Annotated in this window: 25 protein-coding genes and 1 pseudogene; 13 read left to right on the forward strand and 13 right to left on the reverse strand. The window is 37.0% G+C overall.

Going from position 1 to position 25,737, the window contains the following annotated elements; translation table 11 throughout:
- Positions 1-56: 56 nt before the first annotated feature.
- The 4 genes and pseudogenes from pstS to greB all read right to left on the reverse strand — a co-directional run bounded on the left by pstS (position 57) and on the right by greB (position 4,017).
- Positions 57-1,095: pseudogene (gene pstS, locus AC01GB_RS06030) on the reverse strand (phosphate ABC transporter substrate-binding protein PstS).
- Positions 1,096-1,360: 265 nt separating this feature from the next.
- Entirely contained in the window at positions 1,361-2,686 is a 1,326-nt protein-coding gene (envZ, locus tag AC01GB_RS06035) for a two-component system sensor histidine kinase EnvZ (protein WP_474451025.1), read from the reverse strand.
- The gene (gene ompR / locus AC01GB_RS06040; protein ID WP_474451027.1) at positions 2,683-3,402 is read right to left on the reverse strand and encodes an osmolarity response regulator transcription factor OmpR; all 720 of its coding nucleotides are present in this window, start codon (positions 3,400-3,402) and stop codon (positions 2,683-2,685) included. Before ompR ends, envZ begins: the two co-directional genes overlap by 4 nt.
- Before the next feature lie 129 nt (positions 3,403-3,531).
- Positions 3,532-4,017 (reverse strand): transcription elongation factor GreB, encoded by a 486-nt coding sequence (greB, locus tag AC01GB_RS06045; RefSeq protein WP_032115823.1) that lies wholly within the window; start codon positions 4,015-4,017, stop codon positions 3,532-3,534.
- Between the two features lie 185 nt (positions 4,018-4,202).
- On the opposite strand from greB, the gene AC01GB_RS06050 reads away from it, so the two are divergent.
- The 4 genes from AC01GB_RS06050 (at position 4,203) to AC01GB_RS06065 (ending at position 9,731) form a co-directional block, all read left to right on the forward strand.
- Complete coding sequence (locus tag AC01GB_RS06050) at positions 4,203-6,482, forward strand: Tex family protein (RefSeq protein WP_474451028.1); 2,280 nt, start codon at positions 4,203-4,205, stop codon at positions 6,480-6,482.
- Positions 6,483-6,871: 389 nt separating this feature from the next.
- Positions 6,872-7,108 carry a ferrous iron transporter A gene (feoA, locus tag AC01GB_RS06055; RefSeq protein ID WP_032115822.1) on the forward strand — a complete coding sequence of 79 codons (237 nt, stop codon included), beginning with the start codon at positions 6,872-6,874 and terminating at the stop codon, positions 7,106-7,108.
- A gap of 57 nt (positions 7,109-7,165) precedes the next feature.
- Complete coding sequence (gene feoB / locus AC01GB_RS06060; protein WP_474451029.1) at positions 7,166-9,481, forward strand: Fe(2+) transporter permease subunit FeoB; 2,316 nt, start codon at positions 7,166-7,168, stop codon at positions 9,479-9,481.
- 10 nt (positions 9,482-9,491) lie between these two features.
- On the forward strand, positions 9,492-9,731 hold the full coding sequence (locus AC01GB_RS06065; protein ID WP_129109083.1) for a FeoC-like transcriptional regulator: 240 nt from the start codon (positions 9,492-9,494) through the stop codon (positions 9,729-9,731).
- Between the two features lie 88 nt (positions 9,732-9,819).
- On the opposite strand, the gene bioH is transcribed toward AC01GB_RS06065, so the two are convergent.
- Positions 9,820-10,596, reverse strand: coding sequence for a pimeloyl-ACP methyl ester esterase BioH (bioH, locus tag AC01GB_RS06070; protein WP_474451030.1), 777 nt, complete (start codon positions 10,594-10,596; stop codon positions 9,820-9,822).
- A gap of 39 nt (positions 10,597-10,635) precedes the next feature.
- Between bioH and AC01GB_RS06075 the strand changes: the two genes are divergently transcribed.
- The 6 genes from AC01GB_RS06075 to glpD all read left to right on the forward strand — a co-directional run bounded on the left by AC01GB_RS06075 (position 10,636) and on the right by glpD (position 15,781).
- The gene (locus AC01GB_RS06075) at positions 10,636-11,019 is read left to right on the forward strand and encodes a hypothetical protein (protein ID WP_474451031.1); all 384 of its coding nucleotides are present in this window, start codon (positions 10,636-10,638) and stop codon (positions 11,017-11,019) included.
- Between the two features lie 359 nt (positions 11,020-11,378).
- A complete protein-coding gene (nfuA, locus tag AC01GB_RS06080; RefSeq protein ID WP_474451032.1) occupies positions 11,379-11,957 on the forward strand; it encodes a Fe-S biogenesis protein NfuA in 579 nt (192 codons plus the stop codon).
- Positions 11,958-12,051: 94 nt separating this feature from the next.
- Positions 12,052-12,378, forward strand: a complete 327-nt coding sequence (glpE, locus tag AC01GB_RS06085; protein ID WP_474451033.1) for a thiosulfate sulfurtransferase GlpE — start codon at positions 12,052-12,054, stop codon at positions 12,376-12,378.
- A 15-nt stretch (positions 12,379-12,393) separates the two neighbouring features.
- Positions 12,394-13,248 (forward strand): rhomboid family intramembrane serine protease GlpG, encoded by an 855-nt coding sequence (gene glpG, locus AC01GB_RS06090; protein ID WP_474451034.1) that lies wholly within the window; start codon positions 12,394-12,396, stop codon positions 13,246-13,248.
- Between the two features lie 17 nt (positions 13,249-13,265).
- A complete protein-coding gene (locus AC01GB_RS06095; protein ID WP_474451035.1) occupies positions 13,266-14,024 on the forward strand; it encodes a DeoR/GlpR family transcriptional regulator in 759 nt (252 codons plus the stop codon).
- A gap of 260 nt (positions 14,025-14,284) precedes the next feature.
- Entirely contained in the window at positions 14,285-15,781 is a 1,497-nt protein-coding gene (gene glpD, locus AC01GB_RS06100) for a glycerol-3-phosphate dehydrogenase (RefSeq protein WP_474451037.1), read from the forward strand.
- 70 nt (positions 15,782-15,851) lie between these two features.
- Here the strand turns inward: glpD and pfkA are convergent, their stop codons facing one another.
- On the reverse strand, positions 15,852-16,829 hold the full coding sequence (pfkA, locus tag AC01GB_RS06105; protein ID WP_474451039.1) for a 6-phosphofructokinase: 978 nt from the start codon (positions 16,827-16,829) through the stop codon (positions 15,852-15,854).
- Between the two features lie 643 nt (positions 16,830-17,472).
- Here pfkA and AC01GB_RS06110 point away from each other — a divergent pair.
- Positions 17,473-18,135: an acyl-homoserine-lactone synthase gene (locus AC01GB_RS06110; RefSeq protein ID WP_474451040.1), complete on the forward strand. Its 663-nt coding sequence runs from the start codon at positions 17,473-17,475 to the stop codon at positions 18,133-18,135.
- On the opposite strand, the gene AC01GB_RS06115 is transcribed toward AC01GB_RS06110, so the two are convergent.
- The 4 genes from AC01GB_RS06115 to AC01GB_RS06130 all read right to left on the reverse strand — a co-directional run bounded on the left by AC01GB_RS06115 (position 18,106) and on the right by AC01GB_RS06130 (position 21,564).
- Complete coding sequence (locus AC01GB_RS06115) at positions 18,106-18,843, reverse strand: helix-turn-helix transcriptional regulator (RefSeq protein WP_474451042.1); 738 nt, start codon at positions 18,841-18,843, stop codon at positions 18,106-18,108. The genes AC01GB_RS06110 and AC01GB_RS06115 overlap by 30 nt on opposite strands.
- Positions 18,844-19,663: 820 nt before the next feature.
- Positions 19,664-20,056, reverse strand: coding sequence for a type II toxin-antitoxin system death-on-curing family toxin (locus AC01GB_RS06120; protein ID WP_474451043.1), 393 nt, complete (start codon positions 20,054-20,056; stop codon positions 19,664-19,666).
- Positions 20,053-20,274 carry a type II toxin-antitoxin system Phd/YefM family antitoxin gene (locus AC01GB_RS06125; protein ID WP_310511028.1) on the reverse strand — a complete coding sequence of 74 codons (222 nt, stop codon included), beginning with the start codon at positions 20,272-20,274 and terminating at the stop codon, positions 20,053-20,055. Before AC01GB_RS06125 ends, AC01GB_RS06120 begins: the two co-directional genes overlap by 4 nt.
- A gap of 426 nt (positions 20,275-20,700) precedes the next feature.
- On the reverse strand, positions 20,701-21,564 hold the full coding sequence (locus AC01GB_RS06130) for a YicC/YloC family endoribonuclease (protein WP_474451044.1): 864 nt from the start codon (positions 21,562-21,564) through the stop codon (positions 20,701-20,703).
- A 118-nt stretch (positions 21,565-21,682) separates the two neighbouring features.
- Between AC01GB_RS06130 and rph the strand changes: the two genes are divergently transcribed.
- Positions 21,683-22,399: a ribonuclease PH gene (gene rph / locus AC01GB_RS06135; RefSeq protein WP_310512047.1), complete on the forward strand. Its 717-nt coding sequence runs from the start codon at positions 21,683-21,685 to the stop codon at positions 22,397-22,399.
- A 73-nt stretch (positions 22,400-22,472) separates the two neighbouring features.
- Positions 22,473-23,129, forward strand: a complete 657-nt coding sequence (pyrE, locus tag AC01GB_RS06140; protein WP_474451045.1) for an orotate phosphoribosyltransferase — start codon at positions 22,473-22,475, stop codon at positions 23,127-23,129.
- 85 nt (positions 23,130-23,214) lie between these two features.
- Here pyrE and slmA read toward each other — a convergent pair whose 3' ends face one another.
- From slmA to coaBC, 3 genes are all read right to left on the reverse strand, one after another.
- Complete coding sequence (gene slmA / locus AC01GB_RS06145; protein WP_474451046.1) at positions 23,215-23,814, reverse strand: nucleoid occlusion factor SlmA; 600 nt, start codon at positions 23,812-23,814, stop codon at positions 23,215-23,217.
- Positions 23,815-23,928: 114 nt separating this feature from the next.
- Positions 23,929-24,387: a dUTP diphosphatase gene (gene dut / locus AC01GB_RS06150; protein ID WP_032115804.1), complete on the reverse strand. Its 459-nt coding sequence runs from the start codon at positions 24,385-24,387 to the stop codon at positions 23,929-23,931.
- Positions 24,365-25,579 (reverse strand): bifunctional phosphopantothenoylcysteine decarboxylase/phosphopantothenate--cysteine ligase CoaBC, encoded by a 1,215-nt coding sequence (gene coaBC / locus AC01GB_RS06155; protein WP_474452334.1) that lies wholly within the window; start codon positions 25,577-25,579, stop codon positions 24,365-24,367. Before coaBC ends, dut begins: the two co-directional genes overlap by 23 nt.
- Positions 25,580-25,737: the final 158 nt, after the last annotated feature.

Genomic DNA, 25,737 nt, shown 5'->3' on the forward strand with positions numbered 1-25,737 from the left:
AATCGTTCATTTATAATAGTGAGCGATTTTTGCTATCAGCTGATACCACGCTCAATTCAATATACAGGATTACCATTAGCGTCTTTTATATTACTTTTCCATGCCGCCCTAATATGAGCCACAACTTCGTTCGGCAAGGTAGCATAATCCAAAGCCTTAGCCTGTTCAGCGCCTTTATCGTATGCCCAGTCAAAGAAGGCTAATATTGCTTTCGCCTTCTCAATATTTTTTTGTTCTTTATGTAATAAAATAAAAGTAGCAGAAGTAATTGGCCAGACATTTTTACCTACCTGATTAGTCAGATCTTGTGCAAAGGTTTTAGTCCAATTAGCTTTTTTAGCAGCGGCACTGAAACTACTGGCTGTTGGTGACACTCCTTCTCCATCGGCAGAAATTAATTTGGTATAAGCTAATTTGTTCTGTTTAGCGTAAGCATATTCTACATAGCCAATAGCACCAGGCAGACGCTGAACAAAGGCAGCAACACCTTCATTACCTTTTCCAGCAATGCCAGTTGGCCATCTAACCGTAGAACCCGTGCCAATCTTATTTTTCCAATCAGCATTCACCTTAGCCAGATAACTGGTAAAAACAAAAGTCGTTCCTGAACCATCAGCACGGCGAACAACGGTAATATTTTGTGCTGGCAATGCTAAACCTGGATTTAATTCAATAATTTTTGGGTCATTCCATTTTTTTAATGTTACCTAAATAAATGTTAGCCAATGTTTTGCCATCTAATATCAATTGTCCAGATTGAATACCTGAAATATTGATTGTTAGAACAACACCATCAATCACAGTTGGAAATTGAATGAGTCCTTCTCGATTGAGTTTTTCATCACTTAAAGGCGCATCTGAAGCACCGAAATCGACTGTTTTAGCTATAATCTGTTTTACCCCACCGGATGAACCAATCCCCTGGTAGTTAATCTGATCGCCGGTCTGTTTTTGGTAACTATCTGCCCATTTTGCATAAACTGGCGCGGGAAATGTGGCACCAGCGCCAGTAAGGCTTGTTGCCGTAAAAGCTGATATGACCGTCAAAGAAAACATGGCTATGATATTAACGATGATAGAACGCATCAATTTCATAATCTCTCCTATTTGAGATGAAAGAGAAACAAATTGCTCTGTTAATTGTAGCGAGTTAAAAAATACGAGGAAAAAATAGGTTAGTTAGATGACAGAAAGATGTATTATTTATGACAGTTTTATGACTGTTAAATAAATAATCAATTTATTTAAAAATATAGCCTTATATATCGATATAATAAATTTTCAAAATCAAAGAATTATATGATTTCATAAAATATAATAAAATTTTCGTTAAATTACGGCTAAATAAAAATATAGATTTTTATTTTTCCATTAATGGTAAAGTTGCCCGTATAGATAACCCTCCCCGTTCACTTTTATCTATAATAATTTCACCATCATGAGCATCAATAATTCGGCGAATAATTGCTAATCCTAGTCCTGTACCACCATTACTTCTTGCCCTTTCACCTTGCACAAAAGGTTGAAAAAGATGTTGAATACTTTCTTTTTTAATTCCTGCGCCATCATCCTCAACCTGAAACCAGCCATGATCTTTTATCACACCACTACTGACTTTTACCCAACCATTTCCATAGCGGAGGGCGTTAACCAGCATATTGGTTACTGCTCGTTTTATGGCAATTACATTAGCATTAATAATGATAGGTGATGAACTAATCTGCGTTTCAATATTAGACAGGAAACTACTCTCAGCATTAACAGCTTCAAGTAGGACTTTGTTCAAGTCACAAAACTCCATGTTCATTTCCCTGCCTGTACATATATAGTCCATGAACTGCCCAATGATAGCATTACACTCTTCAATATCTTTGTTAATTGATTCTGCTAGATATTGATCCTTTTCATTCATCATTTCTGTTGCTAAACGGATCCGGGTTAACGGAGTTCTCAAATCATGACTCACGCCTGCCATTAATATCGTTCTATCATTTTCAAGCATTTTTATTCCTGAAGACATACGATTAAAAGCGCGGATGACATAACGTATTTCTAATGAACCTTCTTCCTTGATTGCTGGAACCATGACACCTTTTCCCATTTGCTTGGCATAGCTTTCTAATACAAATAATGGTCTACTCTGATAACGAATATAAAGCCATGTAACAGCAAAAATGGTTAAAAAAATAGCCAATGTATAACGAAATACAACGGCGAACTGATTCTGTCCTATTTCAGTTAAAGGCAGTCGTATCCAAACATTTGGGGCAAGATAAGAGTTTAACCATAAAAAAGGATGCTCTTTGGCAATTTCAAGACGAACATTCGCCTTGCCACCCATATATTCCGCCATCTGCTGGCTTAATTCCTCATAATGTCTTGCCCAACGTAAGCCTTTTACCATAGCACGCGACTCGGTATAAAAATTAATACCCAGTTCTTTATAGATTTTCTTCTTAAATGATGGAGGCATTAAAATTGCATTTCCATCTTGCAATTCAATTTTCTCTGTTAATAACGTATGCACTTCATAGGCTAAGACTTTATTAAGCTGCTGAAGACTCGGCATTACAACAAAATTAAGCACAACTAAATAGCTGGTGACTAAACTAGCAAACAGTAAAGTAACAATAACAAATAATGAACGAGAAAACGTGTTACGTCTGGAAAAACGCAATCGTTTCATGCTTTACTACCATCTGGTACAAATACATAACCCAACCCCCAAACCGTTTGAATATAACGTGGATGAGTAGGATCATCCTCAATCATTCTACGTAGACGTGAAATCTGCACGTCTATCGAACGCTCCATCGCACTATATTCACGCCCTCGAGCAAGACTCATCAATTTATCACGAGATAGAGGCTCACGTGGATATGAGACCAGCACTTTTAAAACCGCAAACTCACCGCTGGTTAATGGCATAGCCTCATCATCTTGAAACATTTCCCTTGTTCCTAGATTTAATTTGAATTTACCAAACCGAATTACCGCTTCGTCCTGTGCCGGCGCACCCGGCAGCTCATTTGCCTGACGTCGTAATACGACGCGAATACGAGCCAATAACTCTCTAGGATTAAATGGTTTAGGTATATAATCATCCGCCCCAATTTCTAATCCAACAATCCGATCTACTTCTTCACCTTTTGCTGTTACCATAATAATTGGGATAGGATTATTTTGACTCCTTAAACGACGGCAAATAGATAAGCCATCTTCACCGGGTAACATTAAATCCAGTACAATCAAATGAATAGATTCACGCGTCAAAATACAATCCATTTGCTCCGCATTGGCGGTACTACGAACTTGAAAACCCTGTTCAGTTAAATAACGCTCCAGTAAAGAGCGCAAACGCATATCATCATCCACAACAAGAATTTTATAATTTTCTTGCATTTTTTTACTCCACAAATATTTTTAAGATCCCTATATAGTGTCTTAATAACAAATAAGACAATAATAATATAACTAATTCCTATTAGGCTTTTTTAGATTAATATTTACATTTTATTGATTTTATATCATTTACAACTCAATTCCTTGATAATTAATTTCCAATATCCAATAAGTAATAATACCATTTGGCGTATTCACCGTAACTTCATCATCAATTTGTTTACCTAATAATTCCCTTGCCACTGGTGAATTAATAGAAATCCATTTTTTAGCCGGATTAAATTCATCTGGTCCAACTAAACGAAAAACTTTAATACCACCATTTTCATCTTGTAGTTTTACCCAAGCCCCAAAATAAACTCTACCTTCCTGCCGAGGATCGGGATCAACTATTTTTAATACTTCAAGACGTTTAGATAAAAATCGAATACGTCGATCAATTTCTCGTAATCGCTTTTTACCATAAATATACTCCGCATTCTCTGAACGATCACCAAGCGCCGCTGCCTCTGATACAGCTTGAGTGACTTTCGGCCGCTCCTCACGCCAAAGAAACTTCAACTCTTGTTTGAGGTTGTCCCACCCTTCACGAGTAATATAATTATTTTTCACAATAAAAACCCAGTATGATTAACCTTAATTTAAACTAATTACTATATATAATTCAAAAAAAGTTTTCGTTCACTACATCAAGTTCTAATATCCAAATATAATGTTAACTGGAAATTATTGTTTTCAACACGTATAAATGCGCACATAAGTCGTTAATTGCGTCCTATTTAAGTATTGAAGAAACTAAAATGATGAATAAATCCTTAAGCAAAATTATTGCACATGAATTAGATACAACGCCAGCGCAAATACTTTCAGCCATTACATTACTCGATGAAGGAAATACTGTTCCTTTTATTGCCCGTTATCGTAAAGAAGTCACAGGAGGACTCGATGATAACCAGCTACGCAAACTTGAAACACGTTTAAGTTACTTACGTGAATTAAACGAGCGCCGCCAAACTATCCTAAAATCGATTAATGAACAAGGAAAGCTTACGGCTGAACTTGCTCAGGCGATTAATAACACTTTTAATAAAACTGAGCTCGAAGATCTCTACTTACCCTATAAACCAAAACGTAGGACACGAGGCCAAATAGCGATTGAAGCTGGTTTAGAACCACTCGCAAAGCGGTTATGGAATGAGCCTCAACATATACCAGAGCAGATAGCTGAAACCTTTATTGATCCACAAAAAAATATTAATGACACTAAAGCTGCGCTCGATGGTGCTCGTTATATTTTAATGGAACGCTTCGCTGAAGATGCAAATTTACTTAGCAAAATTCGTGATTATTTGTGGAAAAATGCCCATTTAACGGCAAAAGTTATTGAAGGTAAAGAAACCATAGGTGCAAAATTTAGCGACTATTTTGATCACCATGAGCTTATTTCGCATATCCCATCCCACCGTGCACTTGCTATGTTTCGTGGCCGTAACGAGGGTATTTTACAATTATCACTTAATGCCGATCCACAATTTGAATCACCACCAAAAAAAAGTTATTGTGAAAAAATTATTACCCAACACTTTGGCTTACATTTAAATAATGCACCAGCAGATAAATGGCGAAAAGCCGTTATCAGTTGGACATGGCGAGTTAAAATTCTGTTACATCTTGAAACAGAATTGATGAGCACCTTACGTGAAAAAGCAGAAGAAGAAGCGATTCATGTTTTCGCCCGTAATCTACGTGACCTTTTGATGGCAGCGCCTGCTGGTATGCATACCACCATGGGATTAGATCCTGGTTTACGCACTGGGGTCAAAGTTGCTATTGTTGATGCGACAGGCAAACTCATTACCACAGATACGATTTATCCTCACACCGGACAAGCAACTAAATCTGCAACGACTATTGCATCCTTATGTGAGAAATATAAAGTTGCCTTGGTCGCTATTGGTAATGGTACTGCCTCACGTGAAACTGAACGCTTTTTTGCCACAGTTAAAAAACAGTACCCGCAAATTACCGCCCAGAAAGTAATCGTTAGTGAATCTGGCGCTTCAGTTTACTCGGCATCTGAGTTAGCGGCACAAGAATTTCCAGCACTCGATGTCTCTTTACGTGGCGCAGTCTCTATTGCCCGCCGTTTACAAGATCCACTAGCCGAATTAGTAAAAATTGATCCCAAATCAATTGGTGTTGGTCAATACCAACATGATGTTAACCAAACTTTAATAGTTAAAAAATTGACAGCGGTAGTTGAAGATTGTGTAAACTCAGTCGGTGTTGATCTAAATACCGCCTCTGTTGCTCTTCTTTCACATATTGCAGGACTAAGTAAAGCGATTGCGCAAAATGTCGTTAATTGGCGTAACGAACACGGGCGCTTTAATGACCGCAAACAACTATTGGAAGTTACACGTCTTGGTACAAAAGCTTTTGAGCAGTGTGCGGGCTTTTTACGCATTATGGCAGGGAATAATCCTCTCGATGCCTCAACAGTTCATCCTGAAGCTTATCCGATTGTAGAAAAGATTTTATTAACCACTAAGCAACCCTTAAAAACGATTATGGGTAACACTAGCGTGCTTAATAATCTCAAACCAGAATTGTTTACTACAGACAAATTTGGTATTCCGACGGTAAATGATATTCTAAAACAATTAGAAAAGCCTGGACGAGATCCGCGGCCAGAATTTAAAACAGCCACTTTTATCGATGGCATTGAAACCATGAAAGATCTTAAAGTAGGTATGATATTAGAAGGTTCGGTGACCAATGTGACCAATTTTGGTGCGTTTGTCGATATTGGCGTTCATCAGGATGGTTTGGTACACATTTCCTCTCTGTCCGATAAATTTATTAAAGATCCTCATTCTCTAGTCAAAACAGGGGATATTATCACCGTTAAAGTCATCGATATTGATTTAAACCGTAAACGAATTGCATTAAGCATGCGTCTGGATGAGAAAACAGCAGATACGCCACAACAACATCGTAATAAGCCACAGACAGGCAAAAATGCCTCCTCAACCAGTGCAACTAAAACATCCCAACGCAACAATTCGCTAATAGTGTAATGGGTGATGGGTGATGGGTGATGGGTGATGGGTGATGGGTGATGCACTGGCGGCGGCACTCAATAAAAAGCGTTAATTGTTAATATATATTATATAGTTAATAGTCTAATCTAACATCAGACTATTATCATATTCAATTTTAGAAAATGGTTTTTTTAATAAAAACTAATGAATTAACACTAATTTTGATGCCAATACTTCACTCTCTAGAGAACTATTGATCAATATCAATTGCTGTCATTTAAAAAAAGCGCTAAATTAATTCGAGTAGCATATAATGATGATTATCATTATTAATATGAGAATGATAATATTTTTCATTAATTTTACTATTCGTCTGGTACCCATTTGCGGTATCTTTGTTTTTTTGCTCTAGAGTGGAAGTGTCTATGTCAATTCTTCCTAATCATCGATACAAAATTGTCGGATTTTCAGCAGAAATAAATCCAGCTTACCGCCAAAAGTTACTTTCTTTAGGTATGTTACCTGGATCTTTTTTTAACGTTATTCGTATAGCGCCGCTTGGTGATCCTATTCAAATCGAAACTCGCCGTATGAATTTGATCTTAAGAAAAAAAGATCTTGCGTTATTAAATTTGGACGATGCCGGCAACCAAGCGGTATAAAAATATTTTTATGATAACTAAATAGCCTATTGCTTATTACTCATCTGAACCAAAACTATGAAACCATTAACTATTGGCCTTATTGGCAACCCTAACGCCGGTAAAACGACACTCTTTAATCAATTAACAGGCGCTCGCCAACGTGTTGGCAACTGGTCTGGTGTCACTGTTGAGCGAAAGGCTGGTCGCTTTGCAACCTCGGAATATGATATTGAATTAGTTGACCTGCCTGGCACCTATTCACTAACCACTATTTCAGAACAGACCTCACTCGATGAGCAAATTGCCTGTCATTTCATCCTAAGTGGCGAAGCGGATATGTTGATAAATGTTATCGATGCCGCTAACCTCGAGCGTAATCTTTATCTAACATTACAACTTATTGAATTAGGTGTGCCTTGTATCGTCGCGCTTAATATGTTGGATATTGCCGAAAACCAAAATATTCATATTAATATTGATGAACTTCAAACACGCCTGGGCTGCCCTGTTATCCCTCTAGTTTCGACTCGCGCAAAAGGTATTAGCAAATTAAAACAAGCGATTGATAAACATAGTAATAATCTTATTTCAATCCTCATCCGCTATCCCGATTTTTTGCTCACCGAAGTGGAAAATTTAACTCAAATTATCGACCATAATAAATTCAATCATCAACAGCGCCGTTGGCTAGCACTACAAATCTTAGAAGGTGATATATATAGCCTGGAGCGTGCCGCTATTTCCACTGATAAATTAGATAAAATTAGAACCCATTTACAATCTCAACAACAAGAAGAGCCTGAGCTCATCATCGCTGATGCACGCTATCAAACTATTGCCACCCTTTGCGAAGCAGTTATTAATACTGAAACGGCAAAACCGAATGCCTTAACGCAATTTATTGATAACATAGTACTTAATCGCTGGTTTGGGGTGCCGATATTTCTTTTTATCATGTATTTGATGTTCATACTTGCTATCAATATTGGTGGTGCATTACAACCGTTCTTTGACGGTGGCTCAGAAGCCATTTTCATCCATGGAATTCAATGGATTGGCCATACTTTTAACTTTCCACAATGGTTGACGGTTTTCATTGCCCAAGGGTTAGGTGGTGGTATCAACACTGTTTTGCCATTAATTCCCCAAATTGGGTTAATGTATTTATTCCTTTCTGTATTGGAAGACTCAGGTTATATGGCACGCGCAGTATTTGTCATGGATAGACTGATGCAAGCACTAGGTCTGCCTGGTAAATCTTTTGTTCCTTTGATTGTCGGTTTTGGCTGTAATGTGCCTGCTATTATGGGTGCACGAACACTAGATACTCCTCGTGAACGATTAATCACCGTTTTAATGGCGCCTTTTATGTCTTGTGGCGCCAGGCTGGCTATTTTTGCTGTCTTTGCGGCCGCTTTTTTTGGCAAAAATGACGCAAGTATTGTTTTTTCTCTTTATTTATTAGGTATTGTCATTGCCATCCTAACCGGGTTGTTATTGAAATATACTGTTGCACGGGGCGCATCTTCCCCTTTTATCATGGAATTACCGGTTTACCATGTACCACACTTAAAAACATTACTATTACAGACCTGGCAAAGATTGAAAGGCTTTGTCTTAAGAGCGGGAAAAGTGATTATTATTGCCAGTATGATTATCGGGGCACTTAATAGTTTTTCTTTGTCCGGTAAAATCGTTGATAATATTAACCAATCAGCATTAGCGTCAGTAAGTAAAACCGTTACCCCGTTACTGAAACCTATCGGTATCAATGATGATAATTGGCAAGCAACCGTTGGACTTATTACGGGCGCGTTAGCTAAAGAAGTAGTTGTCGGCACATTGAATACACTGTACACCGCCGAAAATATTACTCAAACACCTTTTAATGCCGAGCAATTTAATCTGTTAGATGAATTAGAAGATGCAGTTAATGAAACTTGGGATAGTCTAAAAGAAACATTCAGTTTAAGTGTCTTATCCAATCCTATTGAAGCCAGTAAAGGTGATGGTGATATGGATAGCAGTACAATGGACGCTATGGCAGCACGATTCGGCTCGTCTTTATCAGCCTATAGCTATCTAATCTTTGTTCTACTTTATGTGCCTTGCATTTCTGTATTAGGAGCCATTGCCCGTGAAACGAATCAAAACTGGATGACATTTTCTATTCTATGGGGCTTGAATGTTGCTTATTCGGTTTCTGCCTTGTTCTACCAAATAGCCACTTTCTCACAACATCCACAATATAGCGCGTGGGTTATTGGGATGCTCGTCGTGTTTAACTTACTGTTAATCGCATTGTTGCGCCATTCACGTAAACGCATAACACTAAAACTCCATCATAATGTCCATAAATGTAACCACAGCCAAAGTAGTTCATGCCACTAGAGGTAATGAGATGATCAGTTTATTGCAAGTCAGAGATATGGTTGCGCTGTATGGCAGAACGGATGCTTACCAAATTAGTCAGAAATTCTCTGCTTCATTACCTATGATTGAGGCTATGTTAGATAAATTAGCGGCCATGGGAAAATTAGAACAAATTGATCAATCATCCTGTTTAACGGGCCATAGTTGTAAGCAATGTCCCGAAATAAAAAAGTGTAACCTAAAAATTTATCAAGTTACTTCTCTCTAATTTATGCAAGTAAGCGATAATTTATTAAAATTATCGCTTACTCGATTAGCATAAAGAATATTTTTGCTTTTATTCTGACTCCCCATGTTCATTTCTCCAATTGACCCAAAAAATCGACTAACAATTGAATAAACTGATTAGGATGAGAAATAAAAGGGGCATGGGCGGCATGTTTTATTACCACCGAAGGCGAATTTGGTAACCATTTATCCAGCATTGGTACTATTTTTTTGGGTACTAAGCTATCAAGGCCACCATAAATACGCAAAAAAGGTTTATTTAAGGTTAATAAAGATTGCCGTAAATCAGTTGTTCGCAAAATTTCCAAACCTGCGTTTAACACGGCAACAGAGGGTAACGGCTGCTCTAGTATCACCGATTTTAATAATCGTATATCGCCATTAGCTGTTTTAGTGCCCAATGTTTGCAATACAAGAAAACGTTCTACTGTACGATGAAAATCAACCTGTAATTGTTGTTCAAACCCCTTAAGTACCGTAGGTTTAATGCCTGGCCAATTTTCTTGTTGTTCAAAACAGGGCGATGAAGCCACTGTTATTAAACCTGCTATTTCAGCTTGATGGTTAAGTGAGATCATACTAGCAATCAGTCCGCCTAACGACCAACCTAACCAAATAGCCTGCTTGGGCGCTTTCTGCCAAATTACCTCTGCCATTTGTTGTAGCGACATCGGTGGAAAAAGATTACTACGACCATAGCCAGGTAAGTCAACTATATGGAGACAAAAATGAGAACCACATTCCACTTCAATAGTGCGCCAAACTTCTGCATTCAATCCCCATCCGTGCAATAGCACAATATCTTGTTTTCCTTTACCCAACTGCTGCCAAAACAGTGTCGTCATAGTTATTCTCGCTTTACAGGTATAAAAAAGGACATCATTATGTTAACAATGGCTGGGTATTGTTGGCTATGCCACCAAACACTAAAATATCGCTTTCATGGCATTTTTCACTACTGTTTAAAACATTTGCCTTATCTAAAACAAGTTTGTCATCGCTGTGCTTTACCCGTTGAACAATTCACCCTTGCTTACGGTCGCTGCTTACAAACTCCACCCTATTGGCACAATCTTGTCGCCATTACTCCCTATATACCACCATTAAGCAAGCTAATACAGCAGTACAAATATGAAAAAATAACGCAAATCGCCTTTATCCTTGCACGCTTATTTCTACTCTATTGGCAACAAGGATATCGCCAACAACGCTGGCGCAAACCAGATATCATAATAGCGATCCCTCTTCATCATGGTAAACATTGGTAACGTGGATTTAATCAAGCCAGTTTAATAGCAACTCAATTAGCTTATTGGTTAGGATGCCAATTTCAAACTAATTCAATTATTCACACTCGTGCTACACTACCGCAAACTAAACTTTCTGCTAAAAAACGTACCCAAAATCTTAGTAAAGCTTTTAGGGTAAAAAAAATCGTTTCAAGATTGCCATATTGCCGTATTTGACGATGCCATTACAACAGGAACAACAATGAATGAAGTTGCTAAGTTGCTGATTAGTGCTGGAGCAAACTCAGTTCAAGCCTGGGCAATATGCAGAACCTTGTAGAAAGTAAGGAAAAGAGCGTATGATAAACATACTAAAATGATAAACTTGAGCATCGATTATGATTAATATTACTGAAGCAGCACAAGCTCATTTTGCCAAACTATTGGCAAATCAAGAACCTGGTACACAAATTCGCGTATTTGTCATTAATCCTGGCACACCTTCTGCAGAATGTGGGGTCTCTTATTGTCCTCCTGATGCTATCGAAGCGACGGATATTGAACTTAAATTTGATAAACTTTCAGCTTATATTGATGAAATTAGCGCACCTTTTCTGCAAGAGGCCGAAATCGATTTCGTAACGGATCAATTAGGCTCTCAACTTACCCTAAAAGCGCCTAATGCTAAAATGCGAAAAGTGGCTGACGATGCTCCACTGATTGAACGAGTTGAATATGTTATTCAATCACAAATTAACCCACAATTAGCAGGCCATGGAGGACGGGTTTCATTGATGGAAATCACTGACGATGGATATGCAATTCTACAATTCGGTGGAGGATGTAATGGCTGTTCAATGGTCGATATTACCTTAAAAGAAGGTATTGAAAAACAATTGCTAAATATGTTCCCAGACGAATTAAAAGGAGTAAAAGATTTAACTGGACACCAGCGTGGTGATCACTCTTATTATTAAAATAATTACTCATTTTTGCCAATGATGGATACTCTTTAAAAGTACAGAGAGTATCTTGTTTTTCCGAATGTAAAATAATATTGTGCAGATTACTATGGATAATTTTCAATTCATTACAGTTGAACAAGCCTATAAACTTTGGCAAACAGGTGACATCATCATGGTCGACATTCGTGATCCACAAAGTTTTCATTCAGCGCATATTAAAGGCGCTTACCATCTCACGAATGAGACCTTAAATAACTTTATTAAGCAAACAGACTTTGACTCGCCGGTAATGATAATGTGTTACCATGGCCATAGTAGCCAAGGCGCAGCACAATATTTAGTTAATATGGGCTTCGAAACTGTTTATAGCATAAACGGTAGTTTTGAAGCATGGTTGAGAGAATACCCACACACCATCAACTCACTCTCGTAAGCGATATAACTGGTTATGATTCATTTAATTTCTATAGCAAATCCTAGATTAGCACAAGCATTTATTGATTATATGGCGATGCAAAACATTGTTATCAAAATGCGCGCAGAACCACAGGGAAAATTTTTTGATCTCTGGCTACATGATGAAAATAAGTTCGATCAAGTGCAGCAAGAACTGAAGCTGTTTATGCAAGATCCTCTTAATTCACGTTATCAGGCAGCAAGTTGGCAAACGGGACATATTGATAAAAAATTTGGCTACCGTAATTATCTCACTGTTGATTATTTAAAAAAACAATCTGGGCCACTAACCATCATCGTTTTCTTTTTAGCTATTTTTATTTATATTTGGATGCTAATTTCCGGTAATGACGCCGTAATGGCTTATCTTGCCTGGCCATCAAGTACTCAGTACACTGAAATATGGCGAATATTCACCCCCGCCCTACTTCACTTTTCGTTGATGCACATTTTATTTAATTTAATGTGGTGGTGGTATTTAGGTAGTCAGGTAGAACGTCAATTGGGTACAGGTAAACTATTTGTCATTGCTATTGTATCAGCTCTTTTTAGTAATTGGGGGCAATCGCTCTTTAGCGGCTCTGCTTTTGGTGGTCTTTCCGGCGTAGTTTTTTCGCTGATTGGCTACGTTTGGTTAACCGGTGAACGTCACCCAGAAAAAGGGATTTCTATTCCAAGAGGGTTAATGATATTTGCTGTTTTATGGTTATTTCTTGGTTACTTTGATATTTTTGGCATGAAAATAGCTAACACGGCACACACTGCCGGGTTAATTATCGGTTTATTAATGGGATTATGGGATAATAGACATAAACCAAATAATACCAAACATGACCAATACATATAGTGATACTTGAGGTTTTTGTGAAGCAAGCTCAACGCCATGATACTATTATCGAACTTGCCCGTATTCAAGGCTATGTAAGCACTGAAAAGTTAGTTGAATATTTCAATGTCAGCCCACAAACTATCCGTCGTGATCTCAATGAACTGGCGGAAAAAAATAAAATTCAGCGCCATCACGGAGGTGCCGCGCTTCCTTCAAGTTCTGTTAATACTGCTTACCACGATCGCAAGATGATGTGGTCGAGCGAAAAAGAACGGATTGCTCAACATGTTGCCCGCCAAATCCCTAATGGAGCTACACTATTTATTGATATCGGCACTACACCAGAAGCTGTCGCCTATGCTTTGCTGGATCATAAAAATTTAAGGATCGTCACTAATAATCTTAATGTTGCAACCCTACTTATGGCAAAAGAGGATTTTCGTCTGATCTTAGCAGGAGGAGAAGTTCGCAGCCGTGATGGAGGAATTGTTGGTGAGGCAACCTTAGATTTTATAACTCAATTCCGTCTAGACTATGGTATTTTAGGCATTAGTGGTATCGATGGAGATGGTTCATTACTCGAATTCGACTACCATGAAGTACGAACAAAAAAAGCGATTATTGAAAATTCTCGTTGCGTTATGCTGGTTACTGATCACTCAAAATTTGGTCGTAATGCAATGGTTAACCTAGGTAGTATGGAGATGATTGATTATCTTTTTACTGACAAAGCCCCTCCTGCAAACATCCACAAAATGATTGAGCATCATAATGTAACACTTGAAATATGCTAATGCTCACTTGTTGCAGGAGATTTTTCTTATTTCCTCCTCTATTCTGTGGCTATACTTCTTAATAAGCTAATATTCTCTCCAGATTGATACTCATTTTCTTAATTAGTTTGCTATTTTTGCTCTATTTTTCCAATAAATGATAAATAGCTTCAATTTAATGGTTTTTCTTCACTTAATAATAGTTGGCTTTAGAATCTAATTTGATTAAAATAGTGAGCGAAAACGAATATATTTGAGCAATCTCGAACATTGGGGGACGCATGAAAACAAAAGATTTAATTGTGCTAGGTGGTGGTATCAATGGTGCAGGTATTGCCGCTGATGCTGCTGGTCGAGGATTATCAGTATTACTATTAGAAGCTCAAGATCTTGCTAGCGCAACTTCTTCTGCTAGTTCCAAACTAATCCATGGTGGATTACGCTATTTAGAACATTATGAATTTCGTTTAGTTAGTGAAGCGCTTGCCGAACGTGAAGTTTTGCTTAAACTTGCTCCTCATATCGCTTTCCCTATGCGTTTTCGCCTACCTCATCAACCTCATCTTCGTCCTGCTTGGATGATACGTGCTGGCCTTTTCCTTTATGATCACCTCGGTAAACGTACCAGTCTACCCGGAAGTAAAGGACTAAAATTTGGTAAAAACTCTGTCTTAAAATCAGAATTGACAAAAGGTTTTGAATATTCAGATTGTTGGGTAGATGATGCACGCTTAGTTGTCCTCAATGGACAAGAAATTCTCAGACATAAAGGTGAAGTTCGAACTCGCACTAAAACGACGAGAGCCTGGCGTGAGAATGGGCTGTGGGTCGTAGAAGCAGAAGACTTACGTACGGGCAAAAAAGAAACTTGGCAAGCAAAAGGATTAGTAAACGCAACAGGACCTTGGGTTAAATCTTTCTTTGATGAAGGGTTACAATTAAAATCTCCCTACGGTATCCGGCTAATTAAAGGTAGCCATATTGTTGTACCCCGTGTACACGATGGCTCACAAGCTTATATTTTACAAAATGAAGATCATCGTATTGTCTTTGTTATACCTTGGATGGACGAGTTTTCTATTATCGGTACTACCGATGTCGAATATCAAGGTGATCCAAAAGATGTTCACATAGATAATAATGAAATCAATTATTTATTAAAAGTTTACAACGATCATTTCAAAAAACAGCTAACACAGCAAGATATTGTCTGGACTTACTCTGGGGTACGTCCATTATGTGATGATGAATCTGATTCACCTCAAGCTATTACACGTGATTACACCCTCGACATCCATGATGAACAAGGAAAAGCACCTTTACTATCTGTTTTCGGCGGTAAATTAACCACCTATCGTAAACTTGCAGAACATGCGATAGATAAATTAGCTCATTACTATCCTAATGCCGGTAAAGCGTGGACTAAAGAAGCAACGCTACCTGGTGGTGATATCGAAGGCTGTGATCGTGACGGTTATGCCCAACTATTACGTAAACGCTACCCATGGTTACCAGAAGGCATTGCATTGCGATATGCCCGCACTTACGGTAGTAATAGCAATTTGATCTTAAAACAAGCACAATCGTTATCAGATCTAGGTGAAGCTTTTGGCCACAATTTATACGAAGCTGAATTACGTTATTTAGTCGAAAATGAATGGGTTACAGAGTTAGATGATGTCATCTGGCGCAGAACCAAATTAGGTATGTGGCTCAATGATGACGAGAAACAACGAATAACTCAATGGTTGACTAAAAATACAACCATCACGCAATAAAACCATATAAGCCTCATAAATTTATGAGGCTTATATCGAAACTTTATCAGCTACAACCCGCTCAAGCCAGTTAATAAAGCTTCTTCGCCGTATCTAACCAATTCTGCTTAAACTTACGTTGCATATTTTCAACTGCATCAATAATATCATGATGAACCAGTTTATCATTTTGAATACCAACACAGCGCCCACCATACCCATGTAAAAGTAACTGAATAGAGTAAGCACCCATACGGGATGCCAGAACTCGATCACTCGCAACTGGGCTACCACCTCGCTGAATATGGCCTAAAACCGTTGCTCGTGTCTCATGCACCGTTGCTTTTTCAATATATTTTGCCAATTCATTAACATCATAAATATGTTCAGTAATGGCAACAATTGCATGACGTTTACCTCTTGCTAAGCCAGATTTAATTTCTGTCAGTAACTCTTCCTTATCAAAAGGTATTTCGGGCAATACCACGAACTCACAGCCGCCAGCAATAGCAGCGGATAAAGTCAAATCACCACAATGACGTCCCATTATCTCAACAATCGAAATACGTTTATGGGAAGTTGAGGTATCACGTAAACGATCAATTGCCTCAACAATAGTATCCAAAGCGGTAAAATAACCAATCGTATAATCAGTACCGGCAACATCATTATCAATAGTTCCGGGTACACCTATACAAGGGAAGCCCGCTTCAGTGATCTTCTTTGCGCCACGATAAGAGCCATCTCCACCGATGACAACCAAGGCATCAATATTATGTTTTTTCATATTATCAATAGCTTGGGTTCTTACCTTCTCACTATCACGAAATTCAGGAAAACGGGAAGAGCCTAAGAAAGTACCGCCGCGATTAATAATATCAGAAACACTAAAACGGTTGAGTTTTTTTATTCGATTTTCATAAAGTCCCATATAGCCGTCATAGATACCATAAACTTCTAAATCTTCAGAAAGTCCCATGCGCACAACACTACGAATAGCGGCATTCATTCCTGGCGCATCACCACCACTGGTTAAAACGCCAACTTTTTTTATTCCTTTTTTGTTCATGGTGACCTCTGATTTAATATATTGCCATAAGTATAAAAACCATAATTTAATGCATTTTGCTTATGGCTATAACTGGCTGAATTGATTCGGCTTAATACATTATACGATAAAACTTTTACCAAATGCTTAAATTATTAACTTTCTTTGATAAAGGTAAAATTTAGTATAAATATTGCAAATGCTATCATTAGAATAATTAAATAAAAAAATGGCTAATCATTATGTTAATAAATTATATATTTAGCGGATAATTCAGTTATCTTAATAGATAGTTTAATTTTTTTTATACTATAAATATATAGATTACTTTTCTTAAACCAGCGCTATCAATAAAACGCTTTTTATCTCTTTTTAATATAGCTAACTTTATCTATAAAAATTTTTAACTTTTAATTAAAAACTGTCCGATTAATTTACACCTCCGATTTGCACTTCATCTAAAATATTAATTATAATTCAGTTAGTTACATATAAAAACGCATATATAAACTTAACACCACTAGTGTACAAAAAATTATAGAGAAGACAAAATATAACAGGCATTATTACCCACAGTGGAAATCGAAAAATAGTATCGCTAGATAGAAATATTTTAGTAATTTTAAATATAGGATCTGCGAGTAAATGAAATAATGGAGAAAAAATGTTAGAAATATTCGATGTGAACTACAACCTTTTGACTGAAAAAAAATCAAAAGAATTATTTACGCTAAGAAAAGAAACATTTAAAGATTGCCTTAACTGGGCAGTTAATTGTATTAATGGCATGGAGTTTGATGAATATGATAATGACAAAGCTAACTATCTATTTGGCGTAAGAAGTAACACCATCATCTGTAGTGTTAGATTTATTGAAATGCAATTTCCTAATATGATCACAGGCACATTTGCCCCTTTTTTCAAGCATCTCAATCTCCCTAAAGGAAACTATATTGAATCAAGCCGCTTTTTTGTGGCTAAAAACCGAACAAGCCAGGGAAATTATAATAAAGATTCCGTCTGTTCTATACTATTTTTAGCAATGCTTAATTACGCAAAAAAATACCAGTATGATGGCATTCTCACCATCGTTAGTCGTGCTATGTTGAAGATTTTAGAGCGTTCTGGTTGGGATATCTCAATTATCGAACAAGGGAGATTTGAAAAACACGAAAAAGTATATTTGATGCTTTTACCTACAGACTCTGGAAGCCAAAACCAACTCATCCTAAAAATAAGAAACCATTATGACAGCCTTATTAATAATAAATTGAAGCAATGGCCATTAATATATCCATCATTTGGAGACAGATTTAATGAGTTGTAATTCGACACCAAGTCTTATTGCATGCTTAGCATTTATGACACCTAATTTTTTCACAACATTGCCGATATGAAATTTTACTGTACCCAACTTTATACCTAGTATGGTTGCAATTTCTTGGTATGTTTTTCCCATACTAGCCCAGTATAAAATTTCATTTTCACGCGGTGAAAAAAAATCTTTCCCATCTGCTGGTATACAGTAGGTTTGTTGAGTCATCTCTCGGTATAGGGAGGTGATTTTTTCATGAATAGTAAGCAAAAGCATTTGCAAGTCACCCTTACTCTTTTCTAGCTTTTCTTCTATATCGATGTCTCCATCTTCATTCATCAAAATCGATAACATAGCAAGATAGTTATTACAATCATGAAGCACAAAAGTATAACCATTCATAACACTATAATTTTTTGAGATATTAAAAATCTTTCTTAAACCATTTAAATCCTTAACAGAAAATTTTTCATTCCAAGAAAAAGGGGTAATTCGACTAAAAGCTGCTAAGACAACTGGATCTATTTGTTGATATTGCCTTTGTTTATATATATCAATCCATTCCCTCGGATAATTTGAGATGATTAACATGCGCATTGGGTCTCTATTATTGAGAATAATATATGCATATTTGAAATCTCCAAAAACAGCCAATTTTCTATCTAGATAATTTTTTACTGAGTTATCTATTTCATCATTACCATAAAATAACTCCGACATCTAATATCACCTCAAAAGTAAAATAATAAACTTCCGTGTTAAGACAAAAGTATAGTACAAAACTAGACTTAAGTCTAACTACAATCGAAGCATAAAAAAGGGTAAAGTCACTATTAGATTTATATAAAAATAATAAAAAAGCCCGAGCTCATGTAAGGTCAGGCTGCCAAGTTGGTCAACACCAGGGAAATTTATTTCTCAATATCATAAAGCCATATAGTCAGCAGAAGCAAGATGTCTCTGCTGGCTTTATAGCTTTTTTTCATTATAATTTGCCATTAATACCTCACTTTTTCTTCGCAAGACTTTAATTTTTACTTATATATCAATATATTAACCTTAACAAAGAAATAAACTTTTGCTTACAAATTTATTTATAATTAAATCAATATATCGACTAATTAGCCATATTTCATTCTAAAAATCAGTTTAATCTATATCTCAATTGCTCTATAAATTTCATTTAGTTATATATCGAACATCCTACATATTAAAATTATCTAAGAATTTTACGATATAAAAACATTATGAATGGCTTATTCTTTATGAAAATAAATGTACTAAATAAGCAACATTTTTTCGATAGATGCTTATCATGATTGAATTTTTCAATATTCTGTCACTAATTAACAATATCTTTTTAAAAAAACACCATAGCAATACAAGTGCGTTATTTAGCCACGCTAACAATTTTAAAAAACACCTTAACTTAATAAACTAGTATGATTTTGAGTACTGAATAGTGGCTTACTACTAATATTATTTGATTATATTTTTACTAAACTAATTTTTGATTAATTACATGAAAAACAATGACTATTCAATCAATTGGATCGATACGATTTACTAACTCACGTAACTGCTGCGCTAACTGATCAACAGTTTTTTCTCCGGTAGCAGCTTCTACCGTTAAATTTTCCAAAGTATTGTCGTTATCTCGGATATTGATACCGTTGCGGTAGAGGAAAGTCATGGTCACAAAAAACGCGGTACGCTTATTGCCATCATTAAAAATGTGACCTCTGGCGATAGCAACCCAGTAAGTGGCGGCCAACTCAAAAATATCCGTAACACCGTCATAGTGTGCACGATTTTGCACCCGGTAAATAAGAGCTTCCGCTCTGCCAGGATCCAATATACCAGCAACGCCGGGAAGCCATTGCAATATACGGTCATGAAAAGCAATAACTTCCTGTGCGCTGACCCATATCATCGGTTTGTCAATGCCTCTACAGTATGCCCATGGCGCTGCATAATAACATCAAACTCCGCATCCAGCTTAGCATTCTGGTATGCCTCGAATTCCGCCTTGCTGATAACTACTGCTGAACTTCCATCCCTGCGGGTGATTTCAACGGGTTCACCATGAGTGGCAGCATCCAGCACTTCTGAGATATTGGCGCGGGCTTGAGTGGAAGTGTATGTACGCATGATATGTCTCCTAAAGTGTACATTTAAATTGTACGTCGAAAATCTGTATTGTGCAACTATATGAAAAGAAATGAGTGATGGGGCCATTAGACATTCAAATTGACATATATAATACTTGTTTATTTTTTTATTAGCTTGGAAAATAAAATATAGCTCACTACCGTCTGAGCATCTTACAAAGAGTTCTCCACTTCATATCCATGTTCTTTTTTATATGTCGTTAAGTTTTCCCATATTTTATCGATTTTATTGAGCGTATCCTTAAATTAGTGTACTTAAAACCAACTAAGTACCCTTTTAAGTACACCAATAATGTACGACTTTGGTGATATAATATGAAACTTGTTGAATTAAAAAAGCCAGTATTCGCACTGGCTTATTAGTATTAGTTGCAAGTTATGATATTTAGTGAATTTACTTGAGAATCTACTCGATGTTTTGAATCTGCTCACGCATTTGTTCTATTAATACTTTTAATTCAACAGCAGAATTAGTCACTTGGCTATTAATAGACTTTGAGGCCAAGGTATTTGCTTCACGATTAAACTCCTGCATCATAAAATCTAACCGACGGCCGACAGCTTCTTGTTTTTTAAGAATATTACATGTTTCTTTGACATGAGCATCCAGCCTATCAAGCTCTTCTGCAACATCAATACGTTGCGCTAATATGATAAGCTCTTGTTCTAATCGATTATTATCTATCTGAATTTCTGCCTCCTCTAATTTTGTTTGTAAGCGCTCACGCTGCCATTTTAAAATTTCAGGCATTTGACGACGAACCGCTTGAATTTCCTGACAAACAGCATCTAGCCGTTGCTCAATCATTATTTTTAGCATCTTCCCTTCGCTTTCCCGATTGAGAATAAAATCATCTAAAGCAAGTTCTAATTCTTTAAGTAAATGCGTACAAATAACATCCAAATTCTGCTCTTGAGCCGACATAACACCAGGCCAGCGAAGAATTTCTAACGGATTAATTTCTCCTTCACCACTACTCTTTTTTACCCAGTTAGCAGTTCTAATTAATTGGCTAACTAACGCTTCATTCAGCACTAATTCACTCTGTTGCTGTGAACTAAGTTCAAAATGTAAACTACACTCTACTTTCCCTCGGGTTAATCTGGCACGTAGACGCTCACGAATAACAGGTTCCAAACTTCTAAATTGTTCCGGCAAGCGAATATAAGTTTCAAGATAACGTTGGTTAACGGAACGCAGCTCCCAAGCCGCATTTCCCCATTCACTTTTTATATCTCGTCGTGCGAAAGCGGTCATACTATGGATCATATTTCGTTCCTATAAATAAAAATTAAATTATAACCTTGAGTGAAACCATAGGATAGGCATTCAATGTCGAAGAACGTATAATGCGCCACCAACATTGTTTAACTACGGAGATAACACCATGCGTCCAGAGAATAGAGAAGCTAATCAGGTGCGCCCTATAAAAATCACCCGCCAATATACTAAGCATGCCGAAGGCTCTGTTCTGATTGAATTTGGTGATACCAAAGTATTATGTAACGCCACAATCGAAGAAGGCGTTCCCCGCTTTTTAAAAGGCCAATCACAAGGTTGGATAACAGCGGAATACGGTATGCTACCACGGGCAACAAATTCTCGTAATATACGCGAAGCAGCAAAAGGCAAACAAACGGGTCGCACCATGGAGATACAACGCCTTATTGCCCGTTCTCTGCGTGCCGCCGTTGATTTAAAGCAATTAGGTGAATATACCATTACACTAGATTGTGATGTTATTCAGGCTGATGGAGGGACTCGTACCGCTGCAATTTCTGGAGCCTGTGTCGCTTTAACTGACGCATTAAATAAAATGGTCGCAGAAGGAAAATTGAAAAAAAGCCCACTTAAATCGATGGTTGCTGCGGTTTCTGTCGGCATAGTGGATGGCAAACCTATTTGCGATCTAGAATATATTGAAGACTCTGCCGCAGAAACAGATATGAATGTTGTCATGATGGATAATGGTAAAATGATCGAAATTCAAGGTACTGCCGAAGGTGAGCCATTTAGTCATGAAGAGCTGCTATCACTGCTTTCTTTAGCAAAAAATGGTTTGCAAATTATTTTTACCGCCCAAAAAGAAGCATTAGAACAATAAATTTTAATCATCTGTTTAACGGTCTTTTTATAACGATTAATTGAAGTGAGAATAAATTAAAGAGGAAAATTTAATGAAAGGTTATCAGCGCGAATTTATTAAACTCGCTATGAAAAAAAAAGCATTGGAATTTGGTCAATTTACGTTGAAATCTGGTCGTAAGAGCCCCTATTTTTTCAATGCTGGCCTCTTTAATACAGGAAAAGATTTAGCTGCACTCGGTCATTTTTATGCCCAAGCGTTTATGGATCAGGATCATAATCCTACTTGTGACATTATTTTTGGTCCGGCCTATAAAGGTATCCCGATCGTAACAACCATGGTAGTTGCACTATCTGAGCATTATCACTTCGATAAACCTTACTGTTTTAATCGTAAAGAAGTTAAAAAACATGGGGAAGGTGGGGAATTAGTCGGTAGCCCATTAAAAGGAAACGTTGTGATCGTTGACGACGTTATTACAGCAGGAACTGCAATCAAAGAATCTGCAGAAATAATTAAGCGACATAAAGCTAAACTTAGTGCTGTTATATTAAGTTTAGATCGTCAGGAGAAAAATGAAAAGAATCTATCCGCCGTCCAAGAAATCGAAAAAAAATTCAAATGCAAGGTATTTTCTATTATCACTTTGAATGATTTAATTAATTATCTAAGTGAAAATCCGAATATGTCACCCCATTTAGCTACGATGAAAGCTTATCGTGAGAATTACGGTATCACTCCCTCTTAACAAATAAAAAAATTAGCAATTTTATTAACCCACTAACATAAAAAAACTCCGCCCAAATATCAGGCGGAGTGAGTAGTACAATTAATTATTGCAACTGCGCCAAGATCATAGGCCAGCGTGCATCAAATTCTTTAGTTGGGCAATACCGAAATTCTGAACGTACAAAACGTGATAGCATGCCCTCACAAAACACTAATAATTGAGATGCTAATAAACTCTCATCATAACTAAAACTTTGCTTATCACGTATTTTTCTTTCCTTTAAAACCTGTCTAAATTGCGCTTCGATACGTTCAAATAATTGGCTAATCCTATCTTGTAAATGAACTTGCTCAAACATCAACGCATGTGCCGTCATTATTCGTGTCAATCCAGGATTTTTCTCCGCAAAACCGAGTATCAACATTAAAATCAACCGAATACGCCTAATGGTATCTTTTTCATCTTGCAGAATCAGATTAATCCGTGAAATTAAAGAATTTTCAATAAATTCAATAAGACTATCAAACATTTTTCCCTTACTAGGGAAATGCCGATAAAGTGCTGCTTCAGATACACCAACATGACTTGCCAACTTAGCTGTGGTAATGCGTTGACTACCATCACTCGTTTCCAACATTTGCGCAAGCACCTGCAAGATTTCCTCACGTCTGTTTTTCTTCTTTGTTATCTCTTTTCCTGCCATGGCGAAACAAGACCCCTGATAAAACAACAAAACAGACCACGCAATCCTTGCCTTTCATCATTTATAAAGCATAAAATTTAACAAATTTATAATATTTTATAAATAACAAGATTATCATTGACGACCTGAATGACCAAAACCACCACTACCTCGTTTTGTCGTTTCAAAATCTTGTACCAGATCAAATTCAACTTGAACAATTGGTACAAAAACCATTTGTGCTATACGCTCACCAGGTTCAATAGTAAAACTTGTATCACCACGATTCCAGACTGAAACCTTCAATTCACCTTGATAATCAGAATCGATTAAACCGACTAAATTTCCTAATACAACACCATGTTTATGTCCTAAACCTGAACGAGGAAGAATAACTGCAGCTAATTGTTGATCTGCAATATGCACTGCTAATCCTGTAGGTAATAGCTCAGTTTGACCTGGTTCTAATTGAATAGCCTGATCTAAGCAAGCTCGTAAATCTAACCCAGCAGATCCTTCTGTCGCGTAAGTTGGCAACGGAAATTTATTCCCTACACGAGGATCAAGAATTTTAATGTCTATTTTTTTCTTCATAAAGTTGAAGTATCTCATCGAGTAAACGGTGACCAAGCTCTAATTTATGGCTATGTGCTAAATGTATCTCTTTATCTTCCCAAAATAAACTCAAGGCATTGCTTTCTGAATTAAACCCATGATCAACTAATGAAACATCATTTGCACAAATAAGATCCAGATTTTTTTGGATACGCTTATTACGGGCATATTCTTCCACATTTTGTGTCTCTGCTGCAAATCCAACGACATAAGGACGATTTTTAGTCAATTTACCAACACTTGCCACAATATCAGGATTTTTTACCAATGTCAGAGTAATTTCATCTGCCTGATTTTTAATTTTTTCTTTTGTAAACTCTTTTGGTCGATAATCAGCAACTGCGGCACATCCAATAAAAATATCTTGTTTATCAATTATATTATGTACTTGACTATACATTTCCAACGCGCTGACAACATTAATACGTTTAACGCCTGCTGGTATTGGTAAATTAACTAGACCGGTAATAAGTGTTACATTAGCCCCTCGTTTTGCAGCAGCTTGTGCTATCGCGAAACCCATTTTCCCTGAACTATGATTAGTCACAAAACGAACGGGATCAATTTCTTCTTGTGTTGGCCCCGCAGTAATTGCTAAATGCAGGTTTACCATATCTAGCTTATGCTGAAAACTATTCTTAGCTAATTCAACAATAGCTAACGGCTCTAACATTCGACCAGGGCCAACATCACCACAAGCTTGACTACCTTCATCTGGACCCCAAACTAAAACATGTCGTTCTTTAAGTATTGCAATATTTTGCTGAGTAATATTAGCGCGATACATTTGCTGATTCATTGCCGGTACGACAGCTATTGTTGCCTCTGAAGCTAAACAGACCGTTGTCAATAAATCATTCGCCATACCAACGGATATACGAGCCAGCAAATCTGCAGTTGCAGGCGCTAAAATAATTAAATCTGCCCATTTAGCTAATTCAATATGACCCATTGCAGCCTCTGCGGCAGGATCCAATAAATCATCAGCAACTGGATAGCCCGAAACAGCCTGTAGCGTCAACGGTGTAATGAAAGATTTGGCAGCATTCGTCATTACCACACGTACAATTGCACCATGGTCACGCAAACGACGAACTAATTCTGGTGTTTTATAAGCAGCAATACCACCACTAATGCCAAGTACGATATGTTTACCTGTAAGTTCTGCCATCATATATATCCAAATTCAAATGATGAGTCTACTGATATTACCATAAGCTGAAGTTTAGGTGAGAATAGCATCAATTTTTATCTATAAAAAAACTTTTTTGCAAAACGCTACGCAACTACGCTAGAAAATTTTGGCCCATATTTTGGCATGCTGTAACC

Source organism: Candidatus Arsenophonus phytopathogenicus, from assembly GCF_056113345.1.

Bases quoted from the DNA above. Each gene is read 5' to 3' on its own strand.
- coaBC (WP_474452334.1), bottom strand. From the start codon at position 25,579: ATGGCAGAACTTACAGGTAAACATATCGTACTTGGCATTAGTGGTGGT.
- AC01GB_RS06110 (WP_474451040.1), top strand. From the start codon at position 17,473: ATGTTAGAAATATTCGATGTGAACTACAACCTTTTGACTGAAAAAAAA.
- glpD (WP_474451037.1), top strand. From the start codon at position 14,285: ATGAAAACAAAAGATTTAATTGTGCTAGGTGGTGGTATCAATGGTGCA.
- feoB (WP_474451029.1), top strand. From the start codon at position 7,166: ATGAAACCATTAACTATTGGCCTTATTGGCAACCCTAACGCCGGTAAA.
- glpE (WP_474451033.1), top strand. From the start codon at position 12,052: ATGGATAATTTTCAATTCATTACAGTTGAACAAGCCTATAAACTTTGG.
- AC01GB_RS06120 (WP_474451043.1), bottom strand. From the start codon at position 20,056: ATGATATGGGTCAGCGCACAGGAAGTTATTGCTTTTCATGACCGTATA.
- dut (WP_032115804.1), bottom strand. From the start codon at position 24,387: ATGAAGAAAAAAATAGACATTAAAATTCTTGATCCTCGTGTAGGGAAT.
- ompR (WP_474451027.1), bottom strand. From the start codon at position 3,402: ATGCAAGAAAATTATAAAATTCTTGTTGTGGATGATGATATGCGTTTG.
- AC01GB_RS06065 (WP_129109083.1), top strand. From the start codon at position 9,492: ATGATCAGTTTATTGCAAGTCAGAGATATGGTTGCGCTGTATGGCAGA.
- glpG (WP_474451034.1), top strand. From the start codon at position 12,394: ATGATTCATTTAATTTCTATAGCAAATCCTAGATTAGCACAAGCATTT.
- pfkA (WP_474451039.1), bottom strand. From the start codon at position 16,829: ATGAACAAAAAAGGAATAAAAAAAGTTGGCGTTTTAACCAGTGGTGGT.
- slmA (WP_474451046.1), bottom strand. From the start codon at position 23,814: ATGGCAGGAAAAGAGATAACAAAGAAGAAAAACAGACGTGAGGAAATC.
- envZ (WP_474451025.1), bottom strand. From the start codon at position 2,686: ATGAAACGATTGCGTTTTTCCAGACGTAACACGTTTTCTCGTTCATTA.
- nfuA (WP_474451032.1), top strand. From the start codon at position 11,379: ATGATTAATATTACTGAAGCAGCACAAGCTCATTTTGCCAAACTATTG.
- AC01GB_RS06075 (WP_474451031.1), top strand. From the start codon at position 10,636: ATGTTAACAATGGCTGGGTATTGTTGGCTATGCCACCAAACACTAAAA.
- AC01GB_RS06115 (WP_474451042.1), bottom strand. From the start codon at position 18,843: ATGTCGGAGTTATTTTATGGTAATGATGAAATAGATAACTCAGTAAAA.
- pyrE (WP_474451045.1), top strand. From the start codon at position 22,473: ATGAAAGGTTATCAGCGCGAATTTATTAAACTCGCTATGAAAAAAAAA.
- bioH (WP_474451030.1), bottom strand. From the start codon at position 10,596: ATGACGACACTGTTTTGGCAGCAGTTGGGTAAAGGAAAACAAGATATT.
- AC01GB_RS06125 (WP_310511028.1), bottom strand. From the start codon at position 20,274: ATGCGTACATACACTTCCACTCAAGCCCGCGCCAATATCTCAGAAGTG.
- AC01GB_RS06050 (WP_474451028.1), top strand. From the start codon at position 4,203: ATGATGAATAAATCCTTAAGCAAAATTATTGCACATGAATTAGATACA.
- feoA (WP_032115822.1), top strand. From the start codon at position 6,872: ATGTCAATTCTTCCTAATCATCGATACAAAATTGTCGGATTTTCAGCA.
- rph (WP_310512047.1), top strand. From the start codon at position 21,683: ATGCGTCCAGAGAATAGAGAAGCTAATCAGGTGCGCCCTATAAAAATC.
- AC01GB_RS06130 (WP_474451044.1), bottom strand. From the start codon at position 21,564: ATGATCCATAGTATGACCGCTTTCGCACGACGAGATATAAAAAGTGAA.